The following is a 26,003-nucleotide window of genomic DNA, read 5'->3' as shown; positions in this document are numbered from 1 at the left end:
AAAGAAGGGTGTGGCGCCATGTATGATCTAATTGTTAGAAATCTTAAATTCCCTTCAGATAATAGCCTAAAAGATATTGGCATTGAAGATGGAAAGATAAAAGAAATTGGAAATATTTTAGAAAAAGGGAAAAAGGAAATTGATGCAATTGGGGATCTTGTATTAGCTCCATTTGTAGAATCCCACATTCATTTAGATACAGTATTAACCGCTGGAACTCCGAGGTGGAATGAAAGTGGTACATTAATTGAAGGGATTAAAATATGGGGGGAACGTAAAAAAAGCTTAACAATTGATGATGTGAAAACGAGAGTGATAGAGGTATTACGTAACCAGCTTTCATACGGAATATTACATGTCCGATCACATGTTGATATTTCTGACCCGAATCTTACAGCTTTACGTACTCTCCTAGAAATTAAAGAACAAGTTTCACCCTATCTTAATTTGCAAATTGTTGCTTTTCCTCAAGATGGAATTCTATCAAATCAAGATAATCAAAAAAGACTTGAGGAAGCTCTAGTTTTAGGGGCAGATGCGGTTGGAGCTATTCCCCATAATGAATATACAAGGGAAACTGGAATTGAATCACTGGAAATTTGTTTTTCGCTTGCCGAAAAGTATAACCGAATGGTGAATGTGTTCTGCGATGAAACAGACGATGGGCATTCAAGGTTTTTGGAAGTCGTTGCCATGCTGGCATTGAAATCGGGGCTGAAGCAAAAGGTGACGGCAAGCCATACAAACGCCATGGCTTATTATCCAGAACCCTATGTGGCAAGACTGATTAGCCTGCTGAAGGAATCCGAAATGAATATTGTATCTTGCCCACTCGTTAGCTCCGTCATGCAAGGACGATATGACTCATGGCCAAAAGGGAGAGGAATTACACGGATAAAGGAATTATGGCATGCTGGCATAAATGTCAGTATTGGACATGACGATATTATGACGCCATTCTATCCTTTTGGAACTGGCAGTATGTTGCAGGCAGCGCATTTGGCTATCCATTTAGCACAAATGACAGGAAGACAGGAAGTCGAAGAAATGATCAACATGGTAACAATAAGAGGTGCAAAGACATTACAGATTGAGTCTCAATATGGAATAGAAGTTGGCAAGCCAGCGAGCTTTGTGACCTTACCTGCCGAGGACTCATTCGATTTAATTCGTCATCAGCCTATGTGCAGTTATGTTATAAGTCATGGAAGAATCATTTCAGAAAATAAATATCATCAACCTCAACTTAATGTAGATGGGATTTTGAAAAAATAAAGTTCAGCATTTATAGAGTGTGAAAATTATTTTGCTATTAAATAACTGAATATTTTCAATCTTTTTTTCAAATTTACGGGGGTGAGCTTTATGGATCAGCATTCTAAAATTGAAGAGTCTTTAGCCAAGAAGTACCGGCAGCCAAAAGGTGTTGAACAGTTCGGGATTGAGGCAGTTCCTGAAGAACTGCGAACAGTTCGCTGGTGGGATATTTCTGCCATGGTTTTAAACTTTGTGGTGAATCCAGGTACCATTTTAATTAGCGGTGCCTTAATCGCTGCAGGTCTGTCGTTTTGGCAAGCGGTGTTTGCTGGATTTCTTAGTATCGCGATTGGTTTTTCTGTTTACCTTGTTGCAGCAACTGTTGGAGTCGATTACGGAGTTCCTGGACTTGTCAGTATGCGTAGTGTATTTGGGATTCGAGGCTCTTGGCTTGCTTCCGGTTTGCGTGCCATATCCAGTGTCTACTGGTTTGCCTTTCAAACCATTTCTGGTGCCCTTGGATTAACAGCTGTGCTTGAAGTTATATTGGATAGGCCTGTTAGTTTAGCACTAGTCAGTTTAATCTTTGCATTATTACAGGTATTGATCGCAACCTTTGGGTACAACTCATTAAAGATTTTATCCCGTTACTCCCTTGTTTTGAAATTACTATTTTCCATTACAATTATTTACGTCTTGATGAACTATCCGACACCATCTTATCACCCATCTGCAGTTTTCAGTTTTGCTGGCGGTGAGGGGATGAAATGGGCTTTAATTTTACTTTGGGCAACGAGCATGGCGGCTGCATGGTTCTCAAACTTCACTGATGCTGCTGATTTTTGTCGCTATTCCAAAACAAGAGTAGACATGTGGATTGGCACATTTGTGGCAGCAGTTCTTGGTCAGCTTATTTGTTCATTTGTTGGTGGATATGCTGTTGCGGCAGCATTAGGTAAAAATGATAATCCATTTGATGTGATCGTTGGGGCTTCAAATGGTGCAATGTGGTTTTTACTTCTTATATCTGTTTATATCGTGTTGGATAATTGGACGATTAATGTTCAAAACCTATATACCGGCGGATTGTCGTTGAGTAATATTTTTACTCGGCTTGGTCGATTCTGGGGCACGATTATTGTTAGTGTCATCGGGGTTATTTTTTCATTGATGCCGCAGCTTGTTAATGGATATATCGGTTATATGGGAATCTTAGGAAACATCTTTGCTCCAATGGGTGGAGTATTCCTTGCTCATTATGTTCTGTTGGCCCGGAGCAAGCTTGATATCCCATCATTATTTATTCGAGGAAGCCGTTATTGGTATTGGAGTGGCTTCAACTGGGTAGCGATGTTTTGGACAATTGTTGGATTTTTCATCAATAGAAATATCCCAGTTGGATGGATTAATATCATTTGGACCGCAGCGATTGTTGGTTTCTTATATTGGCTAACTGTAGTAATTATGCGTAAATCATCGGCAGTTTTAAATGCTGGAGCGGAAGCTGTTGACATCGATATGCCAAGTTCTATTGTAGTTGAGGATGGACTAGTTGAAAAATATAAAATGTAATATCCCTACCTTTATAAATACAAATCAATTTCAAAAGGATGACTAATGATGATTGAAAAAGCAACTGTTATTGGTGCAGGTGTAATGGGACATGGCATTGCTCAAGTGTTCGCACTTGCAGGGATTCCGGTGCATTTATATGATTTAAAAAAGGAGACATTAATAAATGCACTTGCGTCTATTAACAATAATTTAGATTTGTATGTAAAAAACGAACTCATATCTTCATCAGATAAAGACCAAACACTAAAGCATATTCATTTGACAACAAATTTGGAAGAGAGTTTAGTTGATTCAACATTCGTCATTGAAGCTATTCCCGAGGATTTACAGTTAAAATGGGATCTGTATAAATCATTAGAGGCAATTTGTGCACAGGATGTAATTATCGCATCCAATACATCCACTATTCCTCTCACAGCATTAATTCAACATAGCATCTACCCTGAGCGGTTTATTATTGCCCATTTTTTAAATCCTGCACCGTTAGTACCTTTAGTGGAAGTGATTAAACATGAGAGTACTTCCAAATATGTTATCGATACAACGATGGCGTTGCTAAAAAGTATCGGAAAAACTCCTATTTTATTAAAGAAGGAGATACAAGGATTTGTTGCAAATAGGATACAAGCAGCCTTATTAAGGGAAGCATTGGGTTTAATTGAAGATGGCATTGTCGATGTGGAGGATATGGATAAAATTATTAAGGATGGACCTGGGTTTAGATGGGCATTTATTGGGCCAATAGAAACAGTAGATTATGGTGGACTAGATACGTGGAAACGAATTTTTGATAATTTATTCCCTAATCTAAATAATCTTCAAGGTGCACCAGAATTTATTACTAAACTTGTTGCTCAAAATAAGCTTGGAGCTAAAACTGGGGAGGGAATCTATCCATATAAGGACACATCAATCAATGCTGTTTTAACCGGTAGGGATGAAAATTTTTTACGGATGCTTAAAATAAGAAACAATAAACAACCTGTTGAAAAATAACATTAGAACTGTTTCGAAACCGTTAAGAGAAAAAAGAATCACCATGCTAAAGCTGCAGGGTGATTCTTCTATATTAATGTGTACTAACTTTTGTTTCGTTATCGTTATTTTGCCATGTATGGCATTGTAGTGCTGCAGAGCCAAGTGTTTTGGCCGCGATGATCATCGCCTTTTCGTCAATATCAAATTTAGGATGGTGATGTGGGTAATTTTCATCTGTATTTTCTGGCTTCGCACCGGTAAAGAAGAATGTTCCTTTTACATGCTGGAGATAATAAGCAAAATCTTCTCCGCCCATTTGCGGTTCCGTTTCTACAACCTCGGTTACTTCATCAATATTTTGTGCGCAATTGATTAGGAATTCAGTTTCGTCCTTATGGTTAATAACAGCCGGGTAGCCTCTTGCATACAAGTAATCGTATGTGCTATCTGCTGTGTAGCATGTTCCTTTTACAATCCGTTCAATTTCTTTTTCGATATTGGTACGGACTTCTTCATTAAAAGTACGGACGGTTCCGCCAAGTTTTACTTTATCAGCAATTACATTAAAGGCGTTTTCTGCAATAAAGTAGGCAACCGTTACAACAGCAGAATCAATTGGATTGACTTTTCTGCTGACAATTTGCTGCAAGTTCACGACTAGCTGAGAAGCAGTAACAATTGCATCCTTCGTTCTATGCGGCTGTGCTCCATGACCGCCTTTTCCCTGAATCGTAATTTCAAAACGATCTGCAGCAGCCATTACTGGACCAACTCGATATTGAATAGTGCCAGTTGTCTCTGAAGCCCATAAATGTGTGCCAAATATGACATCGACACCTTCTAAACACCCATCTTCAATCATAGAAATAGCCCCGCCTGGAGCAAATTCCTCAGCATGCTGATGAATCATCACATATGTACCTTCAAGCTCTTCACGCATTTCATGTAGCGATTTAGCGAGAACGAGCAATGTAGCAGTATGGCCATCGTGTCCACAAGCATGCATAACACCTGGTACAAGAGATTTGTATGGCACATCTTTTTCATCTTGAATTGGAAGTGCATCGAAATCGGCTCTTAAAGCAACTGTTTTTCCAGGTTTGTTTCCATAAATCTTCGCAACAACCCCATTTCCGCCGACATTGCCTCTTACTTCAATTCCTAAATTTTCATAGTAGGACTTAATATAATTTGCGGTTTTTACTTCCTTAAAGGAAAGCTCAGGATGTTGGTGCAAATAGCGTCTTATTGAAACCATGTCTTCATAATAATTTTCTAATTTGGCAAATAATTTATTAAGCATAGCCACTCTCCTATTTGTTTGTATTTTGAATATTATAGCATTTTATGTTGTAAAGGAGGGATTGTTTTTGCTAAAATAAGGGACGTGTGTGAAAAAGGTTAGCAGAAAGAGGGAAAGGTTTGGAATTAAGAAAGTCGCCTATTACATATGTATTGATTGTAATTTCCGCTTGTATTTTCATTTATTTTGCCTTAGCGGTAAAAAGCGGAGAGCCATTACGTTTCGATCAAAATGTTAGTTCGTTTTTGTTAAGTCTATTAAGGGAAAACTCTTATCCGTTTTTCAAAGCGCTTAATGTGATTGGTTCCTTCAAAGGAATTGGAATAATAGCACTTGTCGTTATTTTTCTATTATGGATGAAAAAAAGGGACTATGTCGGTATGGCAGTGTTCACCTTAACGGTCGCAACCGGGGCTTTGCTGAACGATTACGTAAAAGATACTATTGCACGCCCACGTCCGGAGATTAAGCACATCGTTCATGTGAATAGCTTTAGTTTTCCAAGTGGACATGCGATGATGGGGATGGTTTTGTATGTATTGATTGCATACTTCATCGTTTGTAATATCCAGTCACGAGCAGGAAAATGGCTAGTGATGTTCCTCGCATTTTTGATGATTATCATGCTGGGAGTTAGCCGTATCGTCTTACAAGTTCATTATCCATCCGATGTAGTTGCGGGCTATGCCCTAGGTCTAGCTTGGGTACTTGTGGGGATTATTATATATGAGTTCTTTAGGGGAAAATGGCGTTAATCGAATAATACATAAGTTAAAAACAGACTCTTCCATTTAGGGTCTGTTTTATTTTTTAATGAATAACAAAGTAGTATTTTAAAAGAATTAGTCTTAATAAACGAGGGATATACTCTTTCAAGAGGAAACAACTCCCCTGAAGGTAGTTAAGAGCCTCACTTAAACCCCTTCAAGAGGAAACAACTCCCTTGAAGGTAGTTAAGAACCTCTCTTAAACCCCTTCAAGAGGAAACAACTCCCCTGAAGGTAGTTAAGAGCCTCACTTAAACCCCTTCAAGAGGAAACATCTCCCCTGAAGGTAGATAAGAGCCGCTCTTATATCTCTTCAAGAAGAAACAACTCCCCCTGGAGGTAGTTAAGAGTCACTCTTAAAAGGAAACTACCCCAAAAAAGGTAGGTTAAGAACCGTTTATATACTAATCATCCTCAGAGGGAATATAATACTTCGAAATATAGGGTGCCCCCATAAATATTTGGGATTGGGCGGGGGGAGATTTTGTTCCTTGGAAGAAAGATTGATGAGATGGATTATTTTCCCAATTCATATAGGACCTTTCACTTTTCCATAAGGTTAGAATGATATAAGTGTTGGATTTGCTCGGCCGCAATACTCGCAGGGCTACAAAGCCGGGATTATTAAGCAGGTGAACATGGTCAGCTGAATACCGATATTCAAACATTGGTTTGTCGTCATCAATAACAGGAATATGATTTAAAACTAAAAAACCTGAATTCTCTAAAACACCCTCTGATTTCAGAACCTTATAAGATCTCGGGGCACCGAAAACGGTTTTCCCTGAGGTTTCATGAACAAGAACTGCCTCCTCGTTATTCTGTATAAGAAGTATTTTTTCCTTACCGTATTTTCCCTTTATTTTTTTCAAGAATTCAAATGTACCGCTCGTCATATAAATATTCATCTTTTAGGTCACCCCTCTAATAGAAAAGTCAAAAAATTAGGTTTTTCTGTTTATTTTAGCCTTGAACCTTCTTTAAATTCGTCAAATTTTCGACATTTCCTCTTATAAACTATACAACTATAGTGGAAAGGGATACAGTAAGGATGGACAAAAAGTTGTAGGAATTTTAATTATTACTATATATATATTACAATGAAAAGCAGACAGTCTTTGAAAGGGGATTAATTTTAATGGAAAGAATGTTTAATGATACATTTTTACGAGCAGCAAAAGGTGAGAAAACGGATCATGTGCCAGTTTGGTATATGCGCCAAGCAGGCCGTTCTCAGCCAGAATATCGTGCAATAAAGGAAAAGTATTCTCTATTTGAAATAACACATCAGCCTGAGCTATGTGCTTATGTGACAAAATTGCCTGTTGATCAATATAACAATGATGCAGCCATTCTTTATAAGGATATTATGTCACCGCTTCCTGCACTTGGAGTGGAAGTTGAAATTAAATCTGGTATAGGTCCAGTGATTTCAAATCCAATCCGTTCAACAGCAGATGTTGAAAAACTAGGAGAAATTAATCCAGAAGAAGATGTGCCTTATGTTTTAGAAACAATCAAAATTCTTACACAGGAGCAATTGACAGTGCCTCTTATTGGCTTTGCAGGTGCACCATTTACTCTTGCAAGCTACATGATTGAAGGCGGCCCTTCTAAAAATTACAATAAAACGAAGGCTTTCATGTATGCAGAGCCTGAAGCTTGGTTTGCCTTAATGGATAAACTCAGCGAAATGACAATTACATATGTTAAATCCCAAATTAGAGCAGGCGCGAAGGCGATTCAAATTTTTGATTCATGGGTAGGGGCTTTAAATGTGGCTGATTACCGTGTTTTCATAAAGCCAACGATGAATAAAATTTTCTCTAGCCTCAGAGAAGAAAATGTTCCGCTTATTATGTTTGGGGTTGGAGCAAGCCACCTTGCAATGGAATGGCACGACCTGCCATTAGATGTAGTAGGACTTGACTGGAGACTTCCTATTAAAGAGGCAAGGGAAAGAGGAATTACAAAAGCAGTTCAAGGAAACCTTGATCCTGCCCTTTTGTTAGCCCCATGGGAAGTAATCGAGGAAAGAGCGAAAGCGATTTTAGATCAAGGAATGGAACAGCCAGGCTATATTTTTAACCTTGGACACGGCGTATTCCCTGAAGTCAAACCAGAAACATTAAAGAAATTAACGGCATTTGTACATGAATATTCTGCTTCTAAGCTGGGCAACTAGAGTAGCAACAGATCTACTAGAGGTGATTAGATGACAAGGAAGAAAATGGGCCTGCTTGTAATGGCATATGGCACTCCAAATAAAGAAGAAGATATAGAACGCTATTATACTCATATTCGCAGAGGGAGAAAGCCTTCTCCAGAGATGCTTGAAGATTTGAGGGCCAGATATGAAGCAATTGGCGGTATATCTCCATTAGCAAAAATTACTTTGGATCAAGGAAAAAGCCTAGAAACATATTTAAATGAAAATCAAGAAGAGTACGAGTTTCAAATGTATCTTGGCTTAAAGCATATCGAGCCATTTATTGAAGATGCAGTTAAACAAATGAATCAAGACGGTATTGAAGAAGCGGTAAGTATTGTATTGGCTCCACATTTTTCAACGTTTAGTGTGAAGTCATACAATGGCAGAGCGAAGGAAGAAGCGGAAAAGCTTGGAGGTCCTGTTATACATTCAGTGGAAAGCTGGTATGATGAGCCAAAGTTCATCCAATATTGGGTTGACCGTGTAAAGTCTACTTTTGAAGGGATGCCGCAAGAGGAAAGAGAAAAGTCAGTGTTAATCGTTTCAGCTCATAGTTTACCTGAGAAGATTCTGCAATTGGGAGACCCTTATCCAAAACAGCTTCAAGAAACAGCGGATATGATTGCCAAAGGAGCTGGAGTGAAAAATTATGCTGTCGGCTGGCAAAGTGCAGGAAATACGCCAGAACCTTGGCTTGGTCCCGATGTTCAAGACTTGACTAGAGAGCTTTATGAAACAGAAGGGTATAAGGCATTTGTTTATACACCAGTAGGATTTGTCTCCGATCATCTTGAAGTGTTATATGACAATGATTATGAATGTAAAGTGGTTACTGATGAAATTGGTGCGAGCTATTATCGACCGCCTATGCCGAATGATCAGCCAGAATTTATTGAGGCATTGGCAGCCGTCATTCTTAGAAAATTAGCAAACAAGTGAGACTAAAGTAAAGAAGGCGAAGAACCGTGTCGGAACAAAAGAAAAGGGTTGTTATTATCGGTGGTGGAATTACAGGTTTAACAGCTGCTTATTATTTACAAAAGGAAGTAAGTGCTAAAGGACTGCCACTTGAGGTAAGATTAATCGAAGCTACCCATCGGCTAGGGGGAAAAATGCAAACCGTTGTACGCGATGGATTTGTCATAGAGAGAGGTCCCGATTCCTTTCTTGCCCGTAAGCAAAGTGCTTCCCGTCTTGCGAAGGAAGTAGGAATGGAAGATAAATTAATTAGAAATACGGCTGGTAAGTCTTTTGTACTCGTTAAGAATCGCTTGCATCCTATGCCAGGGGGTTCTGTTATGGGAATACCTACACAAATAGCCCCTTTTGTTACGACCGGTTTATTTTCTTTGGCGGGAAAGGCAAGAGCAGCTGCAGATTTTATTTTGCCAAAATCAGACCCAGCTAATGACCAATCACTTGGCAAGTTCTTTCGCAGAAGGCTTGGAGATGAAGTGGTTGAAAACTTAATTGAGCCTTTGCTTTCCGGTATTTATGCTGGAGATATTGACCGGCTAAGTCTCATGTCAACCTTTCCTCAGTTTTACCAGGTTGAACAAAAATATAAAAGCTTAATATTAGGGATGAAGAAATCAACTCCAGCACCGCCAAAGAATGCTGGAAAGAAGACAGATAAGGGGATTTTTCTAACAATCAATACAGGCTTGCAGTCATTTGTAGATGCTATAGAATCAAAGCTAGAGCCCCATTCTGTCATGAAGGGCTGCAGAGTTGAACGGATAAGCAAAAAAGAAAATAGATATGAAATTGAGTTAAATGGGGGAGATCAGCTGCACGCTGACAGTATTATTATGTCTGTCCCACATCATATAACCCATTCTGTTTTTTCCGACTATCAATTCTTTGACCCGTTTATGGAAATGTCATCCACCTCTGTCGCAACAATTGCTCTTGCTTTTCCTGAAGCAGCAATCGATAAGGATATTGAAGGAACAGGTTTTGTTGTCTCTAGAAATAGTGATTATACCATTACTGCGTGTACATGGACTCACAAAAAGTGGCCGCATACTACACCTGCCGGAAAAGTGCTTATTCGCTGTTATGTAGGCAGACCTGGTGATGAGGGTGTTGTGGAGCTTTCGGATGATGAATTAATTAAGATAGTGCTTAATGAGCTTAACAAAACAATGAATATTACGATGGATCCTGATTTTGCTGTCATTTCAAGATGGATTGATTCCATGCCGCAGTATACAGTCGGACATAAAGAACGAATTGAAAAGGTCAAAACGCATTTAGCTTCTGAGCTTCCAGGTGTTTTTCTAGCGGGAAGCTCGTTTGAAGGTTTAGGGATGCCTGACTGTATTGACCAAGGTGAAGCAGCTGTTGAAAAGGTCTTATCATTTTTAAATATGGATGAAAAAAAAGCTGTCTTATGACAGTTTTTTTTCTTGATTTATGATTTTTTTCATGTTATCTTAAAATGTACACAAAATGACCGAAATGTCCAATTGGTCACTAGCTACGAAAAGAGGTGTTGTTTTGGCCATGGATCGCAAGCAGCTAATTATTGAAGCGGCTACCAAATCCTTTTCCCTATTTGGCTATAAGGCAACAACGATGGATCAGATCGCAAAAATAGCTAATGTTGGAAAAGGGACCATCTATACATTTTTTAAAAATAAGGAAGAGCTTTTTGACGAAATCATTAATTCCCTTATAAATGAAATGAAGCATACTGCCGATGAAGCAATTGACCCATTGCTTTCTTTTCATGAAAATGTTCACCGCGGCCTCTACAAACTCTTAGAGTTTCGCTTGAAGCATCAGCTCACTATCAAGCTTTTTCAAGAGGGAAAGGAAATGGGGACTCCAGCCGTCATAGAGGTAATGACAAAATTAGAAGGGGAAATCATTACTTACTTGAAAGGGAAAATCTTACATGCGATTGAAAAGGAAGAAATTCGACCGTGTGATCCGGAACTGACTGCATTTATTATGCTAAAGCTGTATGTTTCCTTGATTTTTGATTGGGAGAAGCGTCATCAGCCACTAGAGAAAGAAGATATTGCAAGAATTTTTGAACAGTATATTTTCGATGGATTATCAAATAGATAATCCTCATTTTTTGCAAAGAATTGACCAGTTGAACAAAATGGTCACCAATTTAAGGGGGCAACGAAATTGAAGGGAAATTTATTTAAAAAGGAATTATCAAGCATTGTGCGAAATAAAAAGGTTCTCATTCCGATCATTGCTGTGCTTTTTATTCCTGTATTATATAGCGGAATGTTTTTATGGGCGTTTTTGGATCCTTATGCAAAGCTGGCAGATTTGCCAGTCGCAGTTGTTAATGAAGATAAAGGGGCAGACTTTGATGGAAAAGAATTGCAACTTGGGAAAGAGCTTGTAAATAAATTAAAAGAAAGTAAGGATTTTGACTACCATTTTGTAGAAAAAGAGGATGCTTATAAGGACCTGAAAAATCAAAAATATTATATGCTAATTGAAATTCCAAAGGATTTCTCGGAAAATGCTACAACTCTTCTTGATGAAAATCCGGAAAAGTTAAAGCTGCATTATGTACCAAATGAAAGCTATAATTTCTTATTTTCACAAATCGGCGGTACAGCCGTTGAAAAAATCAAAATCTCACTTTCTGAGAAAATTACAGAAACATATGCGGAAACGATGTTTGATAAAGTGAGTGATCTTGCGGATGGAATGGAAAAGGCAAGTGAAGGTGCTACAAAAATTAATGATGGCGCAGCTGAACTGAAGGATGGGTCTTCTAAAATTTATGATAATCTTTCAATATTAGCTGAAAAATCGATTGAATTTAATAATGGTGTTGGAAAAATAAATAATGGCTCAAAAGAATTAGTATCAGGCTCAAAAGCCCTTGCTGATGGACTTGGTCAATTACAGGAAGGACATAACCAGCTAAAGTCTGCGTCTAATCAGTTAAAGGCAGGCAACGAACAAATGGCCTCAGGTATTTCTCAAGCAACTGATGGATTAAATAAACTGAATGAAAAGCTCCCGACTATTGTTTCGGGAACTGAGCAGATTGGTGCAGGGGCAAATAAATTATCAGCCTCCCTTCAGCAATGGCAATCCGAAGCAGAAAAGGTAAGCGGCGGCATGGCAGAATTACAAAAGAATCTACAAGTGCTAATCGGACAGCTACCGGAAAATTCACCACAGAGATTGCAATTGGAAGGTGCTTTAAATCAGTTAAAAAGTGGAACAGCTGAACTTGCAGGAGCTGCTGGACAAATGGCAAATGGCGGTTCAGAGCTTGCTAATAAAATTAGTGCTTTAAATGAAGGACAGAAACAGGTGCAGCAAGGAGTTAGCCAGCTGGCACAAGGAAGTCAACAGCTTAATGTTGGGGTCAAAAAAATTTCGGAAGGGCAAAATGACTTCCAAGCAGGCATGGATACCTTTGGACAAAAATTTGCCGATGCGAAAGCAGGCGCTGATCAATTAGCAAACGGTTCTACAGTATTAGCAGGTGGACTTGGCCAATTACAGGATGGTTCAAAGGCAATTCAGGATGGAACCGGGAAGCTGAAGGACGGTGCTGGAAAACTTGCTGACGGAAATACCTCCTTATATGACGGTTCAAAGGAATTAGCGGATAAACTCGCAGCTGGGGCAGATCAAGCATCATCGGTACATGCCAATGATAAAACGTATAGTATGATGGCTGGGCCAGTGAAGGTAGATAATGAAAAAATTAATAAAGTTCCTAACTATGGAACAGGCTTTACCCCATATTTCTTATCATTAGGTCTATTCGTTGGAGCGTTATTATTATCGATAGTGTTTCCAATGCGTGAACCTGCCGGAGTACCGCGTAACGGAATAAGCTGGTTTACAAGCAAGTTTCTTATTTTAATGGGGGCTGGAATTTTACAGGCTTTACTTGCTGCAGTGATTATTCTTGCGGGTTTAAAAATAGAGGTTCAAAGTGTTCCTTTATTTATCCTATTTTCGATCATTTCAAGCTTAACGTTTATTACGTTAGTTCAATTCTTTGTTACCGTATTTGGAGATCCAGGACGATTTATGGCGATTATCATTTTAATTTTGCAATTAACAACGAGTGCTGGAACATTTCCGCTTGAGTTAATTCCAAATCTATTACAGCCATTCAATGCAATACTGCCAATGACTTATACAGTATTTGGGTATAAAGCAGTTATTTCAAGTGGAGACTTTAGCTTTATGTGGCATAATGTGGCGATATTGGGAATCTTTATAGTAATCTTTATCGCTGGAACCATTGGATATTTTACAACTATGTATAAGAAGCGTTTTGCAGTTATTGCGGAATAAGAGAAAAACCAGCCGTTCATTTCAAGACGGCTGGTTTTTCTATGACTATATGAATCTGTTATAAAATATCTTTAACACCTAGGCAATGATCACATTTATTCCCATAGCATTCATGCTGCTCATCAATAGACTTCCCACACTCAACACATTGCTTTGCCGGTAAATTTCTAAAAAATTCGATGATGTTTTGAATCAATTTGAGAGCCTCCTGAGTTTTTGGATTAGTAAGATTATTTGATTTCATTGTATTATAACAGAGGTGATATGTCAATAACTGTTTCAATACAAAAATCAAAAAAAGAAAAATTGGTTCTTTGGCCATATAAGTGGCATGGTTGTTCCAAAATCCTTATTTTGGTCCCATTGGGGTATAATATTAGCAATAGATATGTTTTTAAGGAGGTTTTTATGTGAATTTTACAGTTATTGGACAGTGGGGCGGTTATTCAAAGGCAGGAGAAGCGAGTTCGGGGTATTTACTCGAGTACGATGGATTCCATTTGCTGATTGATTGCGGAAGTGCTGTACTATCACAGCTACAACGTGTTTTACAGCCTGAGGAACTAAATGGAGTCATTATATCTCATTATCATCCCGATCATACAGCTGATATTGGTGTATTGCAGCATGCCAGACTGATACAAGGCTTCTTAGGTAAGGAAATGGAGTGTCTTCCTATTTACGGACATTCGGAGGATGAAGTTGAATTTTCAAAGTTAACCTATAAAAATATTACTGAAGGGATAGCCTATGATCCTAATCAGGCTTTAACAATTGGGCCTTTTAGGGTACAATTTTTACTGACAGACCATCCTGTTACTTGTTTTGCAATGAGATTTGAAGCTGGCGGGAAATCTATCGTTTATACAGCTGATACATCATTTAAAGAAGAATTGGTTCCCTTTACAAATGGGGCTGATTTACTCGTGTGTGAATGCAATTTCTATGGAAATCAGAATGGAAAAAGCGCTGGACATATGACAAGCCTGGATGCAGGGAATTTAGCTAGTGATGCCAATGCCCGTCAACTGTTACTTACACATTTGCCTCATTACGGAAACTTGGAACAATTAAAGGAAGAAGCAGCGACACGATATAATGGTCCAATTTCACTAGCTTCTTTGCAATGGTCGTTAACCTTATAAAGGAGTGGAACAAATGTTATTTATCGATAACAAAGGAATAACAGATCCAAGAATTAATCTCGCCATTGAGGAATATGCACTGAAAAACTTAGATATTAATGAAACCTACTTGCTGTTTTACATAAATGAGCCATCTATCATTATTGGAAAAAACCAAAATACTATAGAAGAAATTAATACGGAATACGTAGAAGGCAATGGTATTCATGTTGTCCGCCGTTTATCAGGTGGAGGCGCTGTATACCATGACTTAGGGAATTTAAACTTCAGTTTTATAACAAAGGATGATGGGGAAAGCTTCCATAATTTCCGTAAATTCACTGAGCCTGTTGTTCATGCCCTTCAAAAATTAGGGGTAAATGCTGAATTGAGTGGACGTAATGATTTAACAGCAGAAGGAAGAAAAATTTCCGGGAATGCTCAATTTTCAACTAAAGGAAAAATGTTCAGCCATGGCACCCTTCTGTTTGATTCCGAAATTGATAGCGTTGTCTCAGCATTAAAGGTGAAAAAGGATAAGATTGAGTCGAAAGGAATTAAATCCATTCGCAGCCGTGTAGCAAATATTTCCGAGTTTTTATCAGAGAAAATGACGATTGAGGAATTTCGATTGCTTCTGCTTCAAAATATTTTTGGTGGGGAAAAAATCGAAGAGTACAAGCTTACCGATGAAGATTGGGAAAAAATTAACCAGCTGTCTAAAGAGAGATATCAAAACTGGGATTGGAATTATGGCAAATCTCCTAAATTCAATTTGCAGCATTCTCATCGGTTCCCAGTTGGACAAATAGATATCCGTCTAGAGGTTGAGGGAGGAACGATTCAGCATTGTAAAATATTTGGCGACTTCTTCGGAGTAGGCGATGTAGCGGAGCTTGAAGAAAGGCTAACCGGATTGCGCTATGAAAGATCCGCCATTGAAAAGGCAATCGAGGACATTGATGTGAAGTATTATTTCGGGAATATTACTAAAGAGGATTTTCTAAACTTAATTTACTAGGTTGGTGCGAGCGTTTCTGACGGGAAACGCTCTTTTTAATGGGGAAAATTCAATGAGGGACAAAATTGGGTTTTTATACTGCTTAAATGCTCATTTTTAGTTGGAGAAATAGAAAAAAACTAACATAGGAGTGTCCAATGTGCGTGTTTTGAAAGAAAAGTAGAAAAATCCTGACATAGGGGAATCAATGTAATGTTTTTGGATGAGTTGTGGGATGATGACGGACATAAGAGGGTCAGAAATAGAAAAATGACTTCACCGGAATAATATCAAAATGTAAAAACTTTTTACAATATCTAACGCGTCTTATTAATGTATACAAATTATTTGCAATAAAGGAGCCTTTTTGCGGAATGAGGAAAACAAAATTTAATTACGATAATTTATTTACTGAATTTGTAAGGGAGAATAAAGAAAACTTATACAGGCTTGCTTACAGCTATGTGAAAAATTCCGAGGACGCTTTAGATATTGTACAGGATTCCATTCATAAAGCTATGAGGTCAATAAATTCGCTTCAAGATTTTAGCATGCTGAAGAGCTGGTTTTACAGAATTGTTGTAAATACTTCTTTAGATTTTCTTAGAAAGCATAAGAGAGTTAGTATTGTGGATGCTGAAATGATGGAGACCTTTAGTCCGGGAAAAGAAGACCATTACGATAATATTGATTTAGAAAGGGCAATAGATCAATTACCACCAGAGTATAAAAGTATTATTATTTTACGATATTTTGAGGATTTAAAAATCGATGAAGTTGCTGATGTCCTTAATGAAAATATCAATACGATAAAAACACGATTATATAAAGCTTTGAAATTATTGCGCATTGAAATGCAGGACGATTCCATCAAGGGGGCAAAATAGAATGGACAAGAAATTAGAACAGCTGAAAAAGGAATATAAACATATACCAATACCTGATGAACTAGATTTTGTTGTGGAAAGGGCATTAAAGAATGGGAAGAAAACTAAAAGCGGTTTAAAATGGATTGTTGGAACAGCGGTAGCAGCTACACTTTTTATTGGAGGATTAAATTTAAGTCCAGCCATGGCTAGCACTTTAGCAGAGTTACCCGGAGTTGGCAATATTGTTAAAGTTCTAACCTTTACAGAGTTTAAAGTTGATAGAGATCAATATCAGGCAGACATAAAAGTGCCAGCAGTAACGGATGAGGAAAATGGGGATTTAGCTCAAAGCCTCAATGATAAATATTTACAAGAAGGAAAGGAACTTTATGAGCAATTCACTGCTGACGTAGAAGATTTAGAGAAAAATGGCGGCGGCCGTCTTGGGGTCGACAGCGGCTATGAAGTAAAAACTGACAATGATCAGATTCTATCGATTGCAAGATATGTAGTCAATACAGTTGGTTCATCTTCGACTGTGATGAAGTACGATACAATTGATAAGAAAAATAAAATTCTGTTAAGCTTGCCAATACTTTTTAAAGATAATGGATATATAGAAAGAATTAGTGAAAATATTAAAGAGCAGATGAGGGCACAAATGAAGGATACTAATTTAGAAAAAGTATACTGGGTTTCTGATGCTGGACTCGAAGAAGAAGATCTTGTTGAATTATTTGAATCCATTAAAAAGGATCAGAATTTCTATATAAATAATGAAGGGAAATTAGTTATTTCCTTTGACAAATATGAGGTTGCTCCGGGATATATGGGAGTTGTGGAATTTGTTATACCTACTGAACAGATTTCTGATTTGTTAGTTAGTAATGAGTATATTAAATAATTTGGAAGAGTAAACCTCTTCTCCTTCTTCTAGTAAAAATATTTTTATTAAATCGAATACCAAATTTCCCTTCAATTTAATGTATTTGGAAAATTATCATTAAAACATATTAGGCAGACATTAATTGTCTGTCTAATTTTTTTGTAACGAAAGGGTTTTTACGGTATTTATCGAATTGAACAAGTAGTCAGTTTATACGAGGGGGAGTCATATGAATTCGATTATTGTTGAGTTGAAGGAGCATATCGCAGTTGTAACGATAAATCGTTCAGAGGCATTGAATGCTTTTAATTATGATACGTTATTGGAGCTGCAAGAGGCCGTTGAGTCCATACGGATAAATTCAGATGTCAGGGTTGTTATATTTACTGGTTCAGGTGAGAAGGCTTTTAGTGTAGGGGCTGATTTAAAAGAGCGAAAGACATTGTCTGATGTGGAAGTTCGCCGAAATATTTATAAAATCGGTGAAGTCTTTTCGCTAATTGACCAGCTGCCCCAGCCAACCATTGCAGCCATAAATGGATTTGCCTTTGGCGGGGGAATGGAACTTGCGCTATCATGTGATTTTAGGATTGCTGTTTCAGGAACAACTATGGGACTGACTGAAACTAGTTTAGCGATTATTCCAGGTGCTGGTGGTACTCAAAGATTACCAAGGCTAATTGGCCAGGCAAAAGCGATGGAATTAATTTTGACGGCCAAACGTTTGAGCTCAGAGGAAGCATTGGAATATGGCTTATTGAATAGAGTGGTCGATAGAGATAATCTTCTAAATGAGTGTTTTGAATTAGCAAATCAAATGCTAGCCAATGGTCCTCTTGCTCTTCAACAGGCTAAATTTGCAATAAAACAGGGGATGAATGGAGATTTACAGACCGGATTGCAAATTGAAAGGAAAGCATACGAGGTCATTATTCCAACAGAGGATCGAGTCGAAGCACTTACAGCTTTTGCAGAAAAAAGAAAGCCAAATTTCAAAGGCAGATAAGGACACAGCCCCAGTGCTGTGTTTTTACTTTTCCTAGATATTCACAATCTTATATTCTAAATTTAAATAATTTTTTGAAATAGTAAAAAAGACTTGAATTATCACTCTTTTTGGCATTATAATTTAGTGAATAAAAGCGAAAAAGCACAAAAGCGAAAAAGCGAAAAAGTATTCAAAGGGGGAACAAATAATGTTCAAGAAAATGAAATTAATGGCCGCTGCTAGTTTAGTAGGTGTTGCATTGCTAAGCGGATGTGGAAGCGATAAAACAGCTGATGAAGGTAACGGCTCAAATAATGAAGCAGAGAAAACATATAGGATTGGAATTTCCCAATTTGCAGAGCACCCTTCCCTTGATGCTGCAACAGAAGGATTTAAGAAAGCATTAGAGGATGAAGGGTTCAAAGACGGGGACAATGTGGAATTCCTTATTCAAAATGCCCAAGCAGATATGAACAATACATTGACAATTGCTAACAACTTTGTTGGTGATAAAGTCGATTTAATCTTTGCGAATGCAACACCAAGTGCAGTGAGTGCTTTAAATGCTACAAAGGATATTCCAATTCTTTTCACTTCTGTTACGGACCCAGTTGGGGCTGGCTTAGTCGAAGCGTTGGATAAACCAGGTGACAATATTACTGGTACTACCGACAACCATCCAGATGGAACAGCCAAAACGATTAACTTTATTACGGAAGAAATTGGCGCTAAAAATATCGGTGTTATTTTTAATTCAGGTGAGCAAAATTCTGAAGTGCAAGCTGATGCAGTAAGAGAACTTGCAGAGCAGAAAGGTGCTAAAGTGGTGGAAGCGACTGTGTCAACTTCAGCTGAAGTAAAGCAGGCTGCAGAATCATTAATTGGACGAGTAGACGCAATTTATGTTCCAACTGATAATACAGTTGTTTCTGCTTTAGAATCAGTTATTTCTGTAGCAAACGAAAAGAAAGTTCCTTTGTTTGTAGGTGAGCTTGACTCCATGAAGCGCGGTGCCGTTGCAGCGAGTGGCTTTAATTATTTTGACCTAGGCTACCAAACTGGTAAAATGGCTGTGGAAATTTTAAAAGGCAATAAAAAGGCATCTGAGCTTCCAGTTGAATTGCCAAGCAGCTTAAAGCTTGTTATTAATAAAAAAGCAGCTGAAGAACAAGGTGTTGAAATCAAGCAAGAGTGGGAAAAAATTGGTGAGTTCTACGAAGGCGAATAATATTCGTTAATTATAAAAACTAGGCTTTTCAGCAGTAAGAAAGGAAGATTTATATGTCGACAGCCATCTTTGGATCAATAGAAGCAGGTGCAATCTATGCATTAATGGCATTAGGAGTCTATTTATCATTCAGAATACTAGATTTTCCTGATCTAACAGTGGATGGGAGCTTCGTGACGGGTGCCGCGGTGGCTGCAGTCCTTATAGTTGGAGGGACGAATCCATTCTTAGCAACGCTTATAGCTCTAATTTGCGGATTTGCAGCCGGCTGTATCACTGGATTACTTCATACGAAGGGAAAAATTAATCCTCTGCTATCAGGGATTCTTATGATGATTGCATTGTACTCAATAAACTTGAGAATAATGGGCAAGTCAAATGTCCCGCTTTTATCAGAAGAAACAGTGATCACAAAATTAACAGCATTCTGGCAAGGGCTTGGGCTGGATAATGGAATTCAGGCAATCTTTTCTGCCACAGGCTTCGTTCCAAAAACATGGGGAATTCTCTTCCTTATGATCATATTGGCTTTTGTTGTAAAGGTATTGATAGATTTATTCTTAAAAACAGATTTTGGCTTAGCGATCCGTGCAACAGGAAATAATGAAACAATGATCCGCAGTTTTTCAGCGGACACAGATTTATTAAAAATTGTTGGACTTGGAATTTCTAATGCGCTTGTCGCTTTATCCGGTGCGCTTGTTGCCCAGTACAACGGGTTTAGTGATGTTGGAATGGGAATCGGAATGATTGTCATTGGGCTTGCTTCCGTTATTATCGGGGAAGCGATTTTTGGGGCAAAAACGATTGTAAGAGCAACCCTTGCTGTAATTGGAGGCGCTATTTTATACAGAATCATTGTCACATTAGCACTAAGGGTTGAATTTCTCGAAACAGGTGATATGAAGCTGATAACTGCCTTTATCGTTATTTGTGCTCTTATTCTGCCGAAGATCATCGATATGCAACGTGAAAAGCAGCGCAAAAAACGGAAAAAGACTCAAGTTTTACAAAAAGCGAATGAGAGTGGTGAGCAACTTGCTGCAATTAAATCAAATTCATAAAGTTTTTAATGAAGGTACACCTGATGAGAAAATTGCTTTACAGCATATGAACCTGCATTTAAAACCTGGTGATTTTATGACTGTAATCGGCAGCAATGGGGCGGGAAAATCAACATTAATGAATCTTATCTCGGGTAAATTAATTCCAGATGTGGGCCAGGTAGTCATCGACGGCAAAGACGTTACAGCTGTGAAGGAGTTCAAACGGTCGAAGCTCATCGGCCGTGTATTTCAAGACCCGATGGCGGGGACTGCCCCAGCAATGACGATTGAAGAAAATCTTGCCATTGCGTATTCAAGAACGGGCACGCGTGGTTTGAAAAGAGGAGTTACCAAAGCACGCCGGGAATTTTTTAAGGAAAAGCTTGAGACACTACATCTTGGTTTAGAGAATCGTCTTCAGGCAAAGGTTGGTCTATTGTCAGGAGGGGAGAGGCAGGCATTGTCACTGTTAATGGCGACTTTCACCGAACCGAAAATCCTGTTGCTTGATGAACATACTGCAGCCCTTGATCCTTCACGTGCAGAGCTCATCACCAATCTGACAAAGGAAATTGTCGAAAAGTATAAACTGACAACTTTGATGGTTACTCATAATATGCAGCAGGCTTTAGATCTAGGAAACAGGCTTATTATGATGGATAAAGGACAAATTATTTTTGAAACAACCGAAGAGCAAAAGCAGAAATTAACGGTTGATAAGCTATTGGAAGAATTCCAGCGGATACGTGGGGAGAAAATGAGCAGTGATCGCGCTGTACTAATCTAATAGATAAATTGGATAAATTGAAAAGGGCATATCACCTCAAGTGATATGCCTTTAAAAATTAGTTATCGCAGATTAACGGGCTGTAAGTCCCCCACTTCAAGAAGTTGCGTAAAACAAAGAATTTCTAAGTGGGGGCAACAGCCCGTAAAGGCCTGAATGTAGGAACACAGACTAAGAATGCCACTTCCTGTGGCAACGTCTGTGTGACCCACATCCTGTGGNNTCAGTGGGGGATGAAGGAATCCCCCCACTGATTGAAGTTTCACTTTATAAATAATACATGACAGCTTGGTATTCGACTAAATCTGTACCAATATTTTTATAGATATGATTTTTATTGGCTAGGAATCTAATTGAATTCCCAGGGGATACTTGTCTGCAATGCTCACCAATTTGAATTTCAAGTTCACCTTTGAGAACAGTGATATATTCTTCTACACCATCATTATGCTTCTCTGAAAGATGCTGGCAGCCTGGATCCATTTCTACAATAAAGATTTCGAATTTTTTTCTAGGATCAAATGGAAAAATGGGGTATACCCGATATTCTCCATTGCTCTCTACGATGGGGGAAATGGATTTATAGTCTACAAATAATAAATCTGAGGGTTCGTCTTTAATTAGAGAGGAGAAGGAGACTTGGAGTCCGCTGGCAATTTTCCACAATGTTGTAACGGTTGGATTAGATTCTCCACGTTCGATTTGACCAAGCATAGCCTTGCTTACCCCTGTTAATTCTGAAGTGACATCAAGGCTTAGTCCTCTTTTTTTACGAATACTTCTTAGATTTTCTCCTATATTTTTTTGAATATTTTCCATTTTGTCCTCCAAATCTATTGTGTACTATAACGTTCGTATGTATAATATATTATAATTATTGGATGCTATAGTATATATTATGTCTATTATAGTGTATTTTTAAGCATATGTCTTTCAGATTTTTTCAAAAAAAAGGTGGTGCAGCTAATGGCTGAACTTGCATTAAACAAAACACAGTCAGAGTTAAGGAAAGGATTTCAATCAGGAATTAGCATTGCAATTGGATACATCCCAGTTGCATTAACCTTTGGACTGCTGGCAAAAACAACTGGACTAACATTTGGTGAAACGCTTTTAATGAGTTTAGTCGTATTTGCAGGTGCTTCCCAATATATATCCCTTAGCCTGTTGACGCTAGGTACAGGAGTATTTGAAATCATTCTAACAACATTCATTGTGAATATTCGACATTTCTTAATGTCATCAGCATTAAATGAAAAATGTGAAGAAGATTATTTTGTCAACAAAGCAATTTACTCGTTTGGGATTACGGATGAGTCCTTTTCTGTAGCGGCTATGAAGGAAGGAACAGTCACTACAGGATATATGTTTGGGCTTAATTTAATCGGTTATTTGAGTTGGGCTGCCGGCACTGGGTTTGGGTTTTTACTCGGGGCTAGCCTTCCCCAGACACTGCAGGAAAGCATGACGATTGCTCTTTATGCGATGTTTATTGGATTATTAGTACCTTCTATGAAAAAAAGTGTGAAAGTAGTGTTCCTAGCAGCCTTAGCAGCCTGCTTTAATACGATTTTCTCCATAACCAACGCACTTTCAACTGGTTGGGCAATTGTTGCTGCAACACTTTTATCAGCAGTTATCATTGAGCTAATAGAAGGAGTAAAGAAAAAGCAGAGGGGGAAAGGGAATGAGTAGTCATATTGTTTGGATGATTATGGGTATGGGGGTTGTTACTTATATCCCTAGAATGCTTCCGTTTTTACTCTTTAAAGGGAAGGAATTGCCAGTGTTTCTGCAGGGTGTTCTTAAAAATGTTCCTGCTGCTACTCTAGGGGCACTTGTTTTTCCGGGAGTTTTCTTTATTAATGAAGATGTATGGTTCGGGATATTAGGAGCAGCAGCTGCCTTTTTTGTCGCGTATCTTGGGGCAAATGTTATTTTTGTTGTTTTAAGTTCGATTGTTGTTTTATCAATCTATTCTTTTATTATGTGATCGGAAGCCGGTTCAAAATAGAATCGGTTTTTTCGATTTTTTCTTATGGAAAATGTACAAGCTATACAAAGGCTAAAGCCTATAGCAAGTATTAAGAATTTGTTCTAAATATTGATTTTTATACTAAACTTACATTGAAGGGTTGTACAAGAGGGGGGAGAGAGATGGCAAGAAAAATTGGGCTATATGGGGTTATATCCTATTGCCTATATGGACTTTTCTTTTATTGGTATTTATTTTATTTTGCCGATACAAGCTTGACCTTCGAGTATCAGGGGACGAGGGCAGATCCAGCTACCTTTCTAAATGGAAGAGAGCTTATGCTTAGTGAGGAGTATTCTAAGATAAGGAATTTATTATTTTTCTTGTCTACACCATTTGAGTGGCTTTTTTATCTTTTTATTTTGCTGCTTGGTTTTTCAAAGACATTTAAAAAGTGGGCAGAGCAGACAGCAAAAATTAAGTTTTTTCAAAATGCCATTTATTTAATTTGGCTTTCCTTTTTTGCTTTTATCGCGACAATGCCACTAAGTTATATTAGTTATTCTTTTTCTAAAAGCTATAATATTTCCACGCAATCCTTTAGCGGCTGGATGAAGGATGAGCTTATTGACTTCTGGATCAATTATGGGACGATGATTATTATTGTTTCGGTTCTCTATTGGCTGATTAATAAAAGCCGAAAAAGATGGTGGCTCTATGCATGGCTGCTTTCGATACCATTTACATTATTTATGATGTTTTTGCAGCCTGTTGTTATTGATCCGCTTTATAATGACTTTTATCCATTGAAAAATAAAGAGCTGGAAGCGAAAATTCTAGAACTAGCCGATCAAGCTCAAATACCTGCCGAGCATGTATTCGAAGTCAATATGTCTGAAAAAACGAATGCACTTAACGCGTATGTGAATGGAATTGGGACAAACTCAAGAATTGTTCTTTGGGATACGACTTTGGATCGGTTAACTGAAGGCCAAATTCTATTTATTATGGCACATGAAATGGGGCATTATGTTGAAAAGCATATTTATTTCGGAATAGCCGGGTATCTACTTTTATCTTTAATCGGATTATATTTAGCAGCAAGATTGATGGAGTATGCGATTAGCAGGTGGGGGGAAGCGTTGAAGATTCCAGCAGTCAATGATATTCGCTCCTTGCCGCTTTTCTTAATGATTCTTTCCATGCTGCTGTTTATTTCAAGCCCGCTTTCAAATTTTGTATCCCGCTATCAAGAGTCACGTGCGGATCAATATGCAATTGAGTTGACAAAAGACACAGATGAGGCAATTTCAACCTTTCAGGAATTAACCCGTGCTGGAAAAAGTCAGGTGAATCCTCCGCTTTTAGTGAAAGTATTCCGTTATGGTCATCCGACTATGCTAGAACGAATATCAACGCTTGAAGAATATGAAATCAAAATGCGATCCAAATAGCGTGAGCAGGCAATTTGTCTGCTCATGTTTTTTGGGAAATTGTGATCATGGTAAGTCTTGACAATTTAATAATTAGAATTAAAATGGTGACAAGATACCTCTCCGTTTATTCCCGCTTTTTTCATCTCTATTAAACTTCTAGTTAGATTAATTTTTTTACTCATGATTATTTATCCATTGATGTAGCGCTAATACAAAGAAAATTAAATATGGGATGTGGAAAATGATTATTAAATCTCGCACTGAGCCTGAAGAATTAAAGCTTTTTCGATATTTAAATGTTCGAACGAATTTATCGGAGAAGGATCAGAATTATTATTTGAGCCTTGAGAAGGGGTATCAGGGAGAGCTAATGTTTGACGCTTTAATTAATCCCCTTGCTATTAATTGGCTAATAATAAATGGATTAATGCTCGAATATAATCATACCGTTTTTCAAATAGATACATTGCTAATATCTTCTGAAAAAATATTTGTTTTTGAAGTTAAAAATTACGAGGGTGATTATTTTCTAAAGGATGGCAGGTGGTATACCTTCCCGAAAGTGGAAATAAGGAATCCATTGGACCAGTTAAGTCGGTGTGAATCCCTTCTCCGGAGGTTGCTTCAGGAACTTGGACTCAATGTCCCCATCGAAACAAATCTTGTTTTCATTTACCCCGACTTTTATTTATACCACGCACCAATGGACCTTCCTATTATTTTTCCTACACAGCTTAATCGCTTAATAACACAATTAAGCAAAAACACTAAAAAGTACAAAGAAAGTCACTTAAGTCTCGCAAAACGATTAACATCTCTCCATATTGAGAAATCACCATATATGCGTTTACTTGATTATAGTTATGACCAGCTGAAAAAAGGAGTAACCTGTGTTTGCTGCCGTTCATTTAATGTTGAGGTGAAAATGAACAGAGTGGTCTGTAAAGAATGTGGACATAAGGAAGGACTACCTGCAGCAGTACTTCGCAACGTAGAGGAATTTGCATTTCTTTTTCCAGATCGAAAAATTACTACAAATGACATGCTGGAATGGTTTAAGGTTATCGAGTCTAAGATAACCATGAGAAGGCTGCTCACGCAAAACTTTAATCAGCTGGGGCATGGTAAGTATTCTTATTATGAGAAATTATGAAAATCTATATATCAGGATGAGGCAATAAAAGGCTTACGGAACAGAATTTGATAAACTTATGCGAAAAACACTTACCATAAATGTTCATAGCACGCGTTTCGGAGCGCCAGTATGA

General features: G+C 38.0%; 25 protein-coding genes. 21 read left to right on the top strand and 4 right to left on the bottom strand.

Annotated elements, in window-relative coordinates:
* Positions 1-18 precede the first annotated feature (18 nt).
* The 3 genes from codA (at position 19) to V7149_RS04630 (ending at position 3,828) form a co-directional block, all read left to right on the top strand.
* Positions 19-1,275, top strand: coding sequence for a cytosine deaminase (gene codA, locus V7149_RS04640; protein WP_335344483.1), 1,257 nt, complete (start codon positions 19-21; stop codon positions 1,273-1,275).
* A 90-nt stretch (positions 1,276-1,365) separates the two neighbouring features.
* Entirely contained in the window at positions 1,366-2,829 is a 1,464-nt protein-coding gene (locus V7149_RS04635; RefSeq protein ID WP_335344482.1) for a purine-cytosine permease family protein, read from the top strand.
* 45 nt (positions 2,830-2,874) lie between these two features.
* Positions 2,875-3,828, top strand: coding sequence for a 3-hydroxyacyl-CoA dehydrogenase family protein (locus tag V7149_RS04630; protein WP_335344481.1), 954 nt, complete (start codon positions 2,875-2,877; stop codon positions 3,826-3,828).
* Between the two features lie 73 nt (positions 3,829-3,901).
* Here the strand turns inward: V7149_RS04630 and V7149_RS04625 are convergent, their stop codons facing one another.
* The gene (locus V7149_RS04625) at positions 3,902-5,113 is read right to left on the bottom strand and encodes a M20 family metallopeptidase (RefSeq protein ID WP_335344480.1); all 1,212 of its coding nucleotides are present in this window, start codon (positions 5,111-5,113) and stop codon (positions 3,902-3,904) included.
* Positions 5,114-5,232: 119 nt separating this feature from the next.
* Between V7149_RS04625 and V7149_RS04620 the strand changes: the two genes are divergently transcribed.
* The gene (locus V7149_RS04620) at positions 5,233-5,868 is read left to right on the top strand and encodes a phosphatase PAP2 family protein (RefSeq protein WP_335344479.1); all 636 of its coding nucleotides are present in this window, start codon (positions 5,233-5,235) and stop codon (positions 5,866-5,868) included.
* Positions 5,869-6,284: 416 nt separating this feature from the next.
* Here V7149_RS04620 and V7149_RS04615 read toward each other — a convergent pair whose 3' ends face one another.
* Entirely contained in the window at positions 6,285-6,788 is a 504-nt protein-coding gene (locus V7149_RS04615) for an antibiotic biosynthesis monooxygenase family protein (RefSeq protein WP_335344478.1), read from the bottom strand.
* A gap of 230 nt (positions 6,789-7,018) precedes the next feature.
* Between V7149_RS04615 and hemE the strand changes: the two genes are divergently transcribed.
* The 5 genes from hemE to V7149_RS04590 all read left to right on the top strand — a co-directional run bounded on the left by hemE (position 7,019) and on the right by V7149_RS04590 (position 13,396).
* A complete protein-coding gene (gene hemE, locus V7149_RS04610; RefSeq protein WP_335344477.1) occupies positions 7,019-8,065 on the top strand; it encodes a uroporphyrinogen decarboxylase in 1,047 nt (348 codons plus the stop codon).
* Positions 8,066-8,095: 30 nt separating this feature from the next.
* The gene (hemH, locus tag V7149_RS04605) at positions 8,096-9,031 is read left to right on the top strand and encodes a ferrochelatase (RefSeq protein ID WP_335344476.1); all 936 of its coding nucleotides are present in this window, start codon (positions 8,096-8,098) and stop codon (positions 9,029-9,031) included.
* A gap of 26 nt (positions 9,032-9,057) precedes the next feature.
* A complete protein-coding gene (gene hemY / locus V7149_RS04600) occupies positions 9,058-10,491 on the top strand; it encodes a protoporphyrinogen oxidase (RefSeq protein ID WP_335344475.1) in 1,434 nt (477 codons plus the stop codon).
* Between the two features lie 103 nt (positions 10,492-10,594).
* Positions 10,595-11,170, top strand: a complete 576-nt coding sequence (locus V7149_RS04595; RefSeq protein WP_335344474.1) for a TetR/AcrR family transcriptional regulator — start codon at positions 10,595-10,597, stop codon at positions 11,168-11,170.
* Between the two features lie 66 nt (positions 11,171-11,236).
* Positions 11,237-13,396, top strand: a complete 2,160-nt coding sequence (locus V7149_RS04590; protein WP_335344473.1) for a YhgE/Pip domain-containing protein — start codon at positions 11,237-11,239, stop codon at positions 13,394-13,396.
* A gap of 58 nt (positions 13,397-13,454) precedes the next feature.
* Here V7149_RS04590 and yhfH read toward each other — a convergent pair whose 3' ends face one another.
* Entirely contained in the window at positions 13,455-13,592 is a 138-nt protein-coding gene (gene yhfH / locus V7149_RS04585) for a protein YhfH (RefSeq protein ID WP_335344472.1), read from the bottom strand.
* A 214-nt stretch (positions 13,593-13,806) separates the two neighbouring features.
* On the opposite strand from yhfH, the gene V7149_RS04580 reads away from it, so the two are divergent.
* The 8 genes from V7149_RS04580 (at position 13,807) to V7149_RS04545 (ending at position 21,324) form a co-directional block, all read left to right on the top strand.
* Entirely contained in the window at positions 13,807-14,541 is a 735-nt protein-coding gene (locus V7149_RS04580) for an MBL fold metallo-hydrolase (RefSeq protein WP_335344471.1), read from the top strand.
* A 13-nt stretch (positions 14,542-14,554) separates the two neighbouring features.
* Positions 14,555-15,541 (top strand): lipoate--protein ligase, encoded by a 987-nt coding sequence (locus V7149_RS04575; protein WP_335344470.1) that lies wholly within the window; start codon positions 14,555-14,557, stop codon positions 15,539-15,541.
* A gap of 353 nt (positions 15,542-15,894) precedes the next feature.
* Positions 15,895-16,407, top strand: a complete 513-nt coding sequence (locus V7149_RS04570) for an RNA polymerase sigma factor (RefSeq protein WP_335344469.1) — start codon at positions 15,895-15,897, stop codon at positions 16,405-16,407.
* Between the two features lies 1 nt (position 16,408).
* Positions 16,409-17,293: a DUF3298 and DUF4163 domain-containing protein gene (locus tag V7149_RS04565; RefSeq protein WP_335344468.1), complete on the top strand. Its 885-nt coding sequence runs from the start codon at positions 16,409-16,411 to the stop codon at positions 17,291-17,293.
* Positions 17,294-17,504: 211 nt separating this feature from the next.
* Positions 17,505-18,281 (top strand): enoyl-CoA hydratase-related protein, encoded by a 777-nt coding sequence (locus V7149_RS04560; protein ID WP_335344467.1) that lies wholly within the window; start codon positions 17,505-17,507, stop codon positions 18,279-18,281.
* A 190-nt stretch (positions 18,282-18,471) separates the two neighbouring features.
* Positions 18,472-19,491 carry an ABC transporter substrate-binding protein gene (locus V7149_RS04555; protein ID WP_335344466.1) on the top strand — a complete coding sequence of 340 codons (1,020 nt, stop codon included), beginning with the start codon at positions 18,472-18,474 and terminating at the stop codon, positions 19,489-19,491.
* Positions 19,492-19,544: 53 nt separating this feature from the next.
* Positions 19,545-20,555, top strand: coding sequence for an ABC transporter permease (locus V7149_RS04550; protein WP_335344465.1), 1,011 nt, complete (start codon positions 19,545-19,547; stop codon positions 20,553-20,555).
* The gene (locus V7149_RS04545; protein WP_335344464.1) at positions 20,530-21,324 is read left to right on the top strand and encodes an ABC transporter ATP-binding protein; all 795 of its coding nucleotides are present in this window, start codon (positions 20,530-20,532) and stop codon (positions 21,322-21,324) included. The genes V7149_RS04550 and V7149_RS04545 overlap by 26 nt, the downstream gene beginning before the upstream one ends.
* A gap of 267 nt (positions 21,325-21,591) precedes the next feature.
* Here V7149_RS04545 and V7149_RS04540 read toward each other — a convergent pair whose 3' ends face one another.
* Complete coding sequence (locus V7149_RS04540; RefSeq protein WP_335344463.1) at positions 21,592-22,143, bottom strand: helix-turn-helix domain-containing protein; 552 nt, start codon at positions 22,141-22,143, stop codon at positions 21,592-21,594.
* 147 nt (positions 22,144-22,290) lie between these two features.
* Between V7149_RS04540 and V7149_RS04535 the strand changes: the two genes are divergently transcribed.
* The 4 genes from V7149_RS04535 to V7149_RS04520 all read left to right on the top strand — a co-directional run bounded on the left by V7149_RS04535 (position 22,291) and on the right by V7149_RS04520 (position 25,888).
* Entirely contained in the window at positions 22,291-23,019 is a 729-nt protein-coding gene (locus V7149_RS04535; RefSeq protein WP_335344462.1) for an AzlC family ABC transporter permease, read from the top strand.
* Positions 23,012-23,317, top strand: coding sequence for an AzlD domain-containing protein (locus V7149_RS04530; protein WP_335344461.1), 306 nt, complete (start codon positions 23,012-23,014; stop codon positions 23,315-23,317). Before V7149_RS04535 ends, V7149_RS04530 begins: the two co-directional genes overlap by 8 nt.
* 164 nt (positions 23,318-23,481) lie before the next feature.
* On the top strand, positions 23,482-24,753 hold the full coding sequence (locus V7149_RS04525; RefSeq protein ID WP_335344460.1) for a M48 family metallopeptidase: 1,272 nt from the start codon (positions 23,482-23,484) through the stop codon (positions 24,751-24,753).
* Between the two features lie 223 nt (positions 24,754-24,976).
* Positions 24,977-25,888, top strand: a complete 912-nt coding sequence (locus V7149_RS04520) for a nuclease-related domain-containing protein (RefSeq protein ID WP_335344459.1) — start codon at positions 24,977-24,979, stop codon at positions 25,886-25,888.
* Positions 25,889-26,003 lie beyond the last annotated feature (115 nt).

This window comes from Bacillus sp. JJ1503, assembly GCF_036965125.1.
Classification (GTDB): domain Bacteria; phylum Bacillota; class Bacilli; order Bacillales; family Cytobacillaceae; genus Cytobacillus.
The sequence above is the reverse complement of the archived record's forward strand: the minus strand, read 5'-3'. Positions and strand labels throughout refer to the sequence as shown.

What these genes read in the sequence shown, in the direction of transcription:
- V7149_RS04630 (WP_335344481.1), top strand. Translation starts at nt 2,875, where the DNA reads ATGATGATTGAAAAAGCAACTGTTATTGGTGCAGGTGTAATGGGACAT.
- V7149_RS04540 (WP_335344463.1), bottom strand. Translation starts at nt 22,143, where the DNA reads ATGGAAAATATTCAAAAAAATATAGGAGAAAATCTAAGAAGTATTCGT.
- V7149_RS04530 (WP_335344461.1), top strand. Translation starts at nt 23,012, where the DNA reads ATGAGTAGTCATATTGTTTGGATGATTATGGGTATGGGGGTTGTTACT.
- V7149_RS04560 (WP_335344467.1), top strand. Translation starts at nt 17,505, where the DNA reads ATGAATTCGATTATTGTTGAGTTGAAGGAGCATATCGCAGTTGTAACG.
- hemE (WP_335344477.1), top strand. Translation starts at nt 7,019, where the DNA reads ATGGAAAGAATGTTTAATGATACATTTTTACGAGCAGCAAAAGGTGAG.
- codA (WP_335344483.1), top strand. Translation starts at nt 19, where the DNA reads ATGTATGATCTAATTGTTAGAAATCTTAAATTCCCTTCAGATAATAGC.
- V7149_RS04550 (WP_335344465.1), top strand. Translation starts at nt 19,545, where the DNA reads ATGTCGACAGCCATCTTTGGATCAATAGAAGCAGGTGCAATCTATGCA.
- V7149_RS04555 (WP_335344466.1), top strand. Translation starts at nt 18,472, where the DNA reads ATGTTCAAGAAAATGAAATTAATGGCCGCTGCTAGTTTAGTAGGTGTT.
- V7149_RS04575 (WP_335344470.1), top strand. Translation starts at nt 14,555, where the DNA reads ATGTTATTTATCGATAACAAAGGAATAACAGATCCAAGAATTAATCTC.
- V7149_RS04570 (WP_335344469.1), top strand. Translation starts at nt 15,895, where the DNA reads ATGAGGAAAACAAAATTTAATTACGATAATTTATTTACTGAATTTGTA.
- hemH (WP_335344476.1), top strand. Translation starts at nt 8,096, where the DNA reads ATGACAAGGAAGAAAATGGGCCTGCTTGTAATGGCATATGGCACTCCA.
- V7149_RS04535 (WP_335344462.1), top strand. Translation starts at nt 22,291, where the DNA reads ATGGCTGAACTTGCATTAAACAAAACACAGTCAGAGTTAAGGAAAGGA.
- V7149_RS04635 (WP_335344482.1), top strand. Translation starts at nt 1,366, where the DNA reads ATGGATCAGCATTCTAAAATTGAAGAGTCTTTAGCCAAGAAGTACCGG.
- V7149_RS04520 (WP_335344459.1), top strand. Translation starts at nt 24,977, where the DNA reads ATGATTATTAAATCTCGCACTGAGCCTGAAGAATTAAAGCTTTTTCGA.
- V7149_RS04625 (WP_335344480.1), bottom strand. Translation starts at nt 5,113, where the DNA reads ATGCTTAATAAATTATTTGCCAAATTAGAAAATTATTATGAAGACATG.
- V7149_RS04565 (WP_335344468.1), top strand. Translation starts at nt 16,409, where the DNA reads ATGGACAAGAAATTAGAACAGCTGAAAAAGGAATATAAACATATACCA.
- V7149_RS04615 (WP_335344478.1), bottom strand. Translation starts at nt 6,788, where the DNA reads ATGAATATTTATATGACGAGCGGTACATTTGAATTCTTGAAAAAAATA.
- V7149_RS04525 (WP_335344460.1), top strand. Translation starts at nt 23,482, where the DNA reads ATGGCAAGAAAAATTGGGCTATATGGGGTTATATCCTATTGCCTATAT.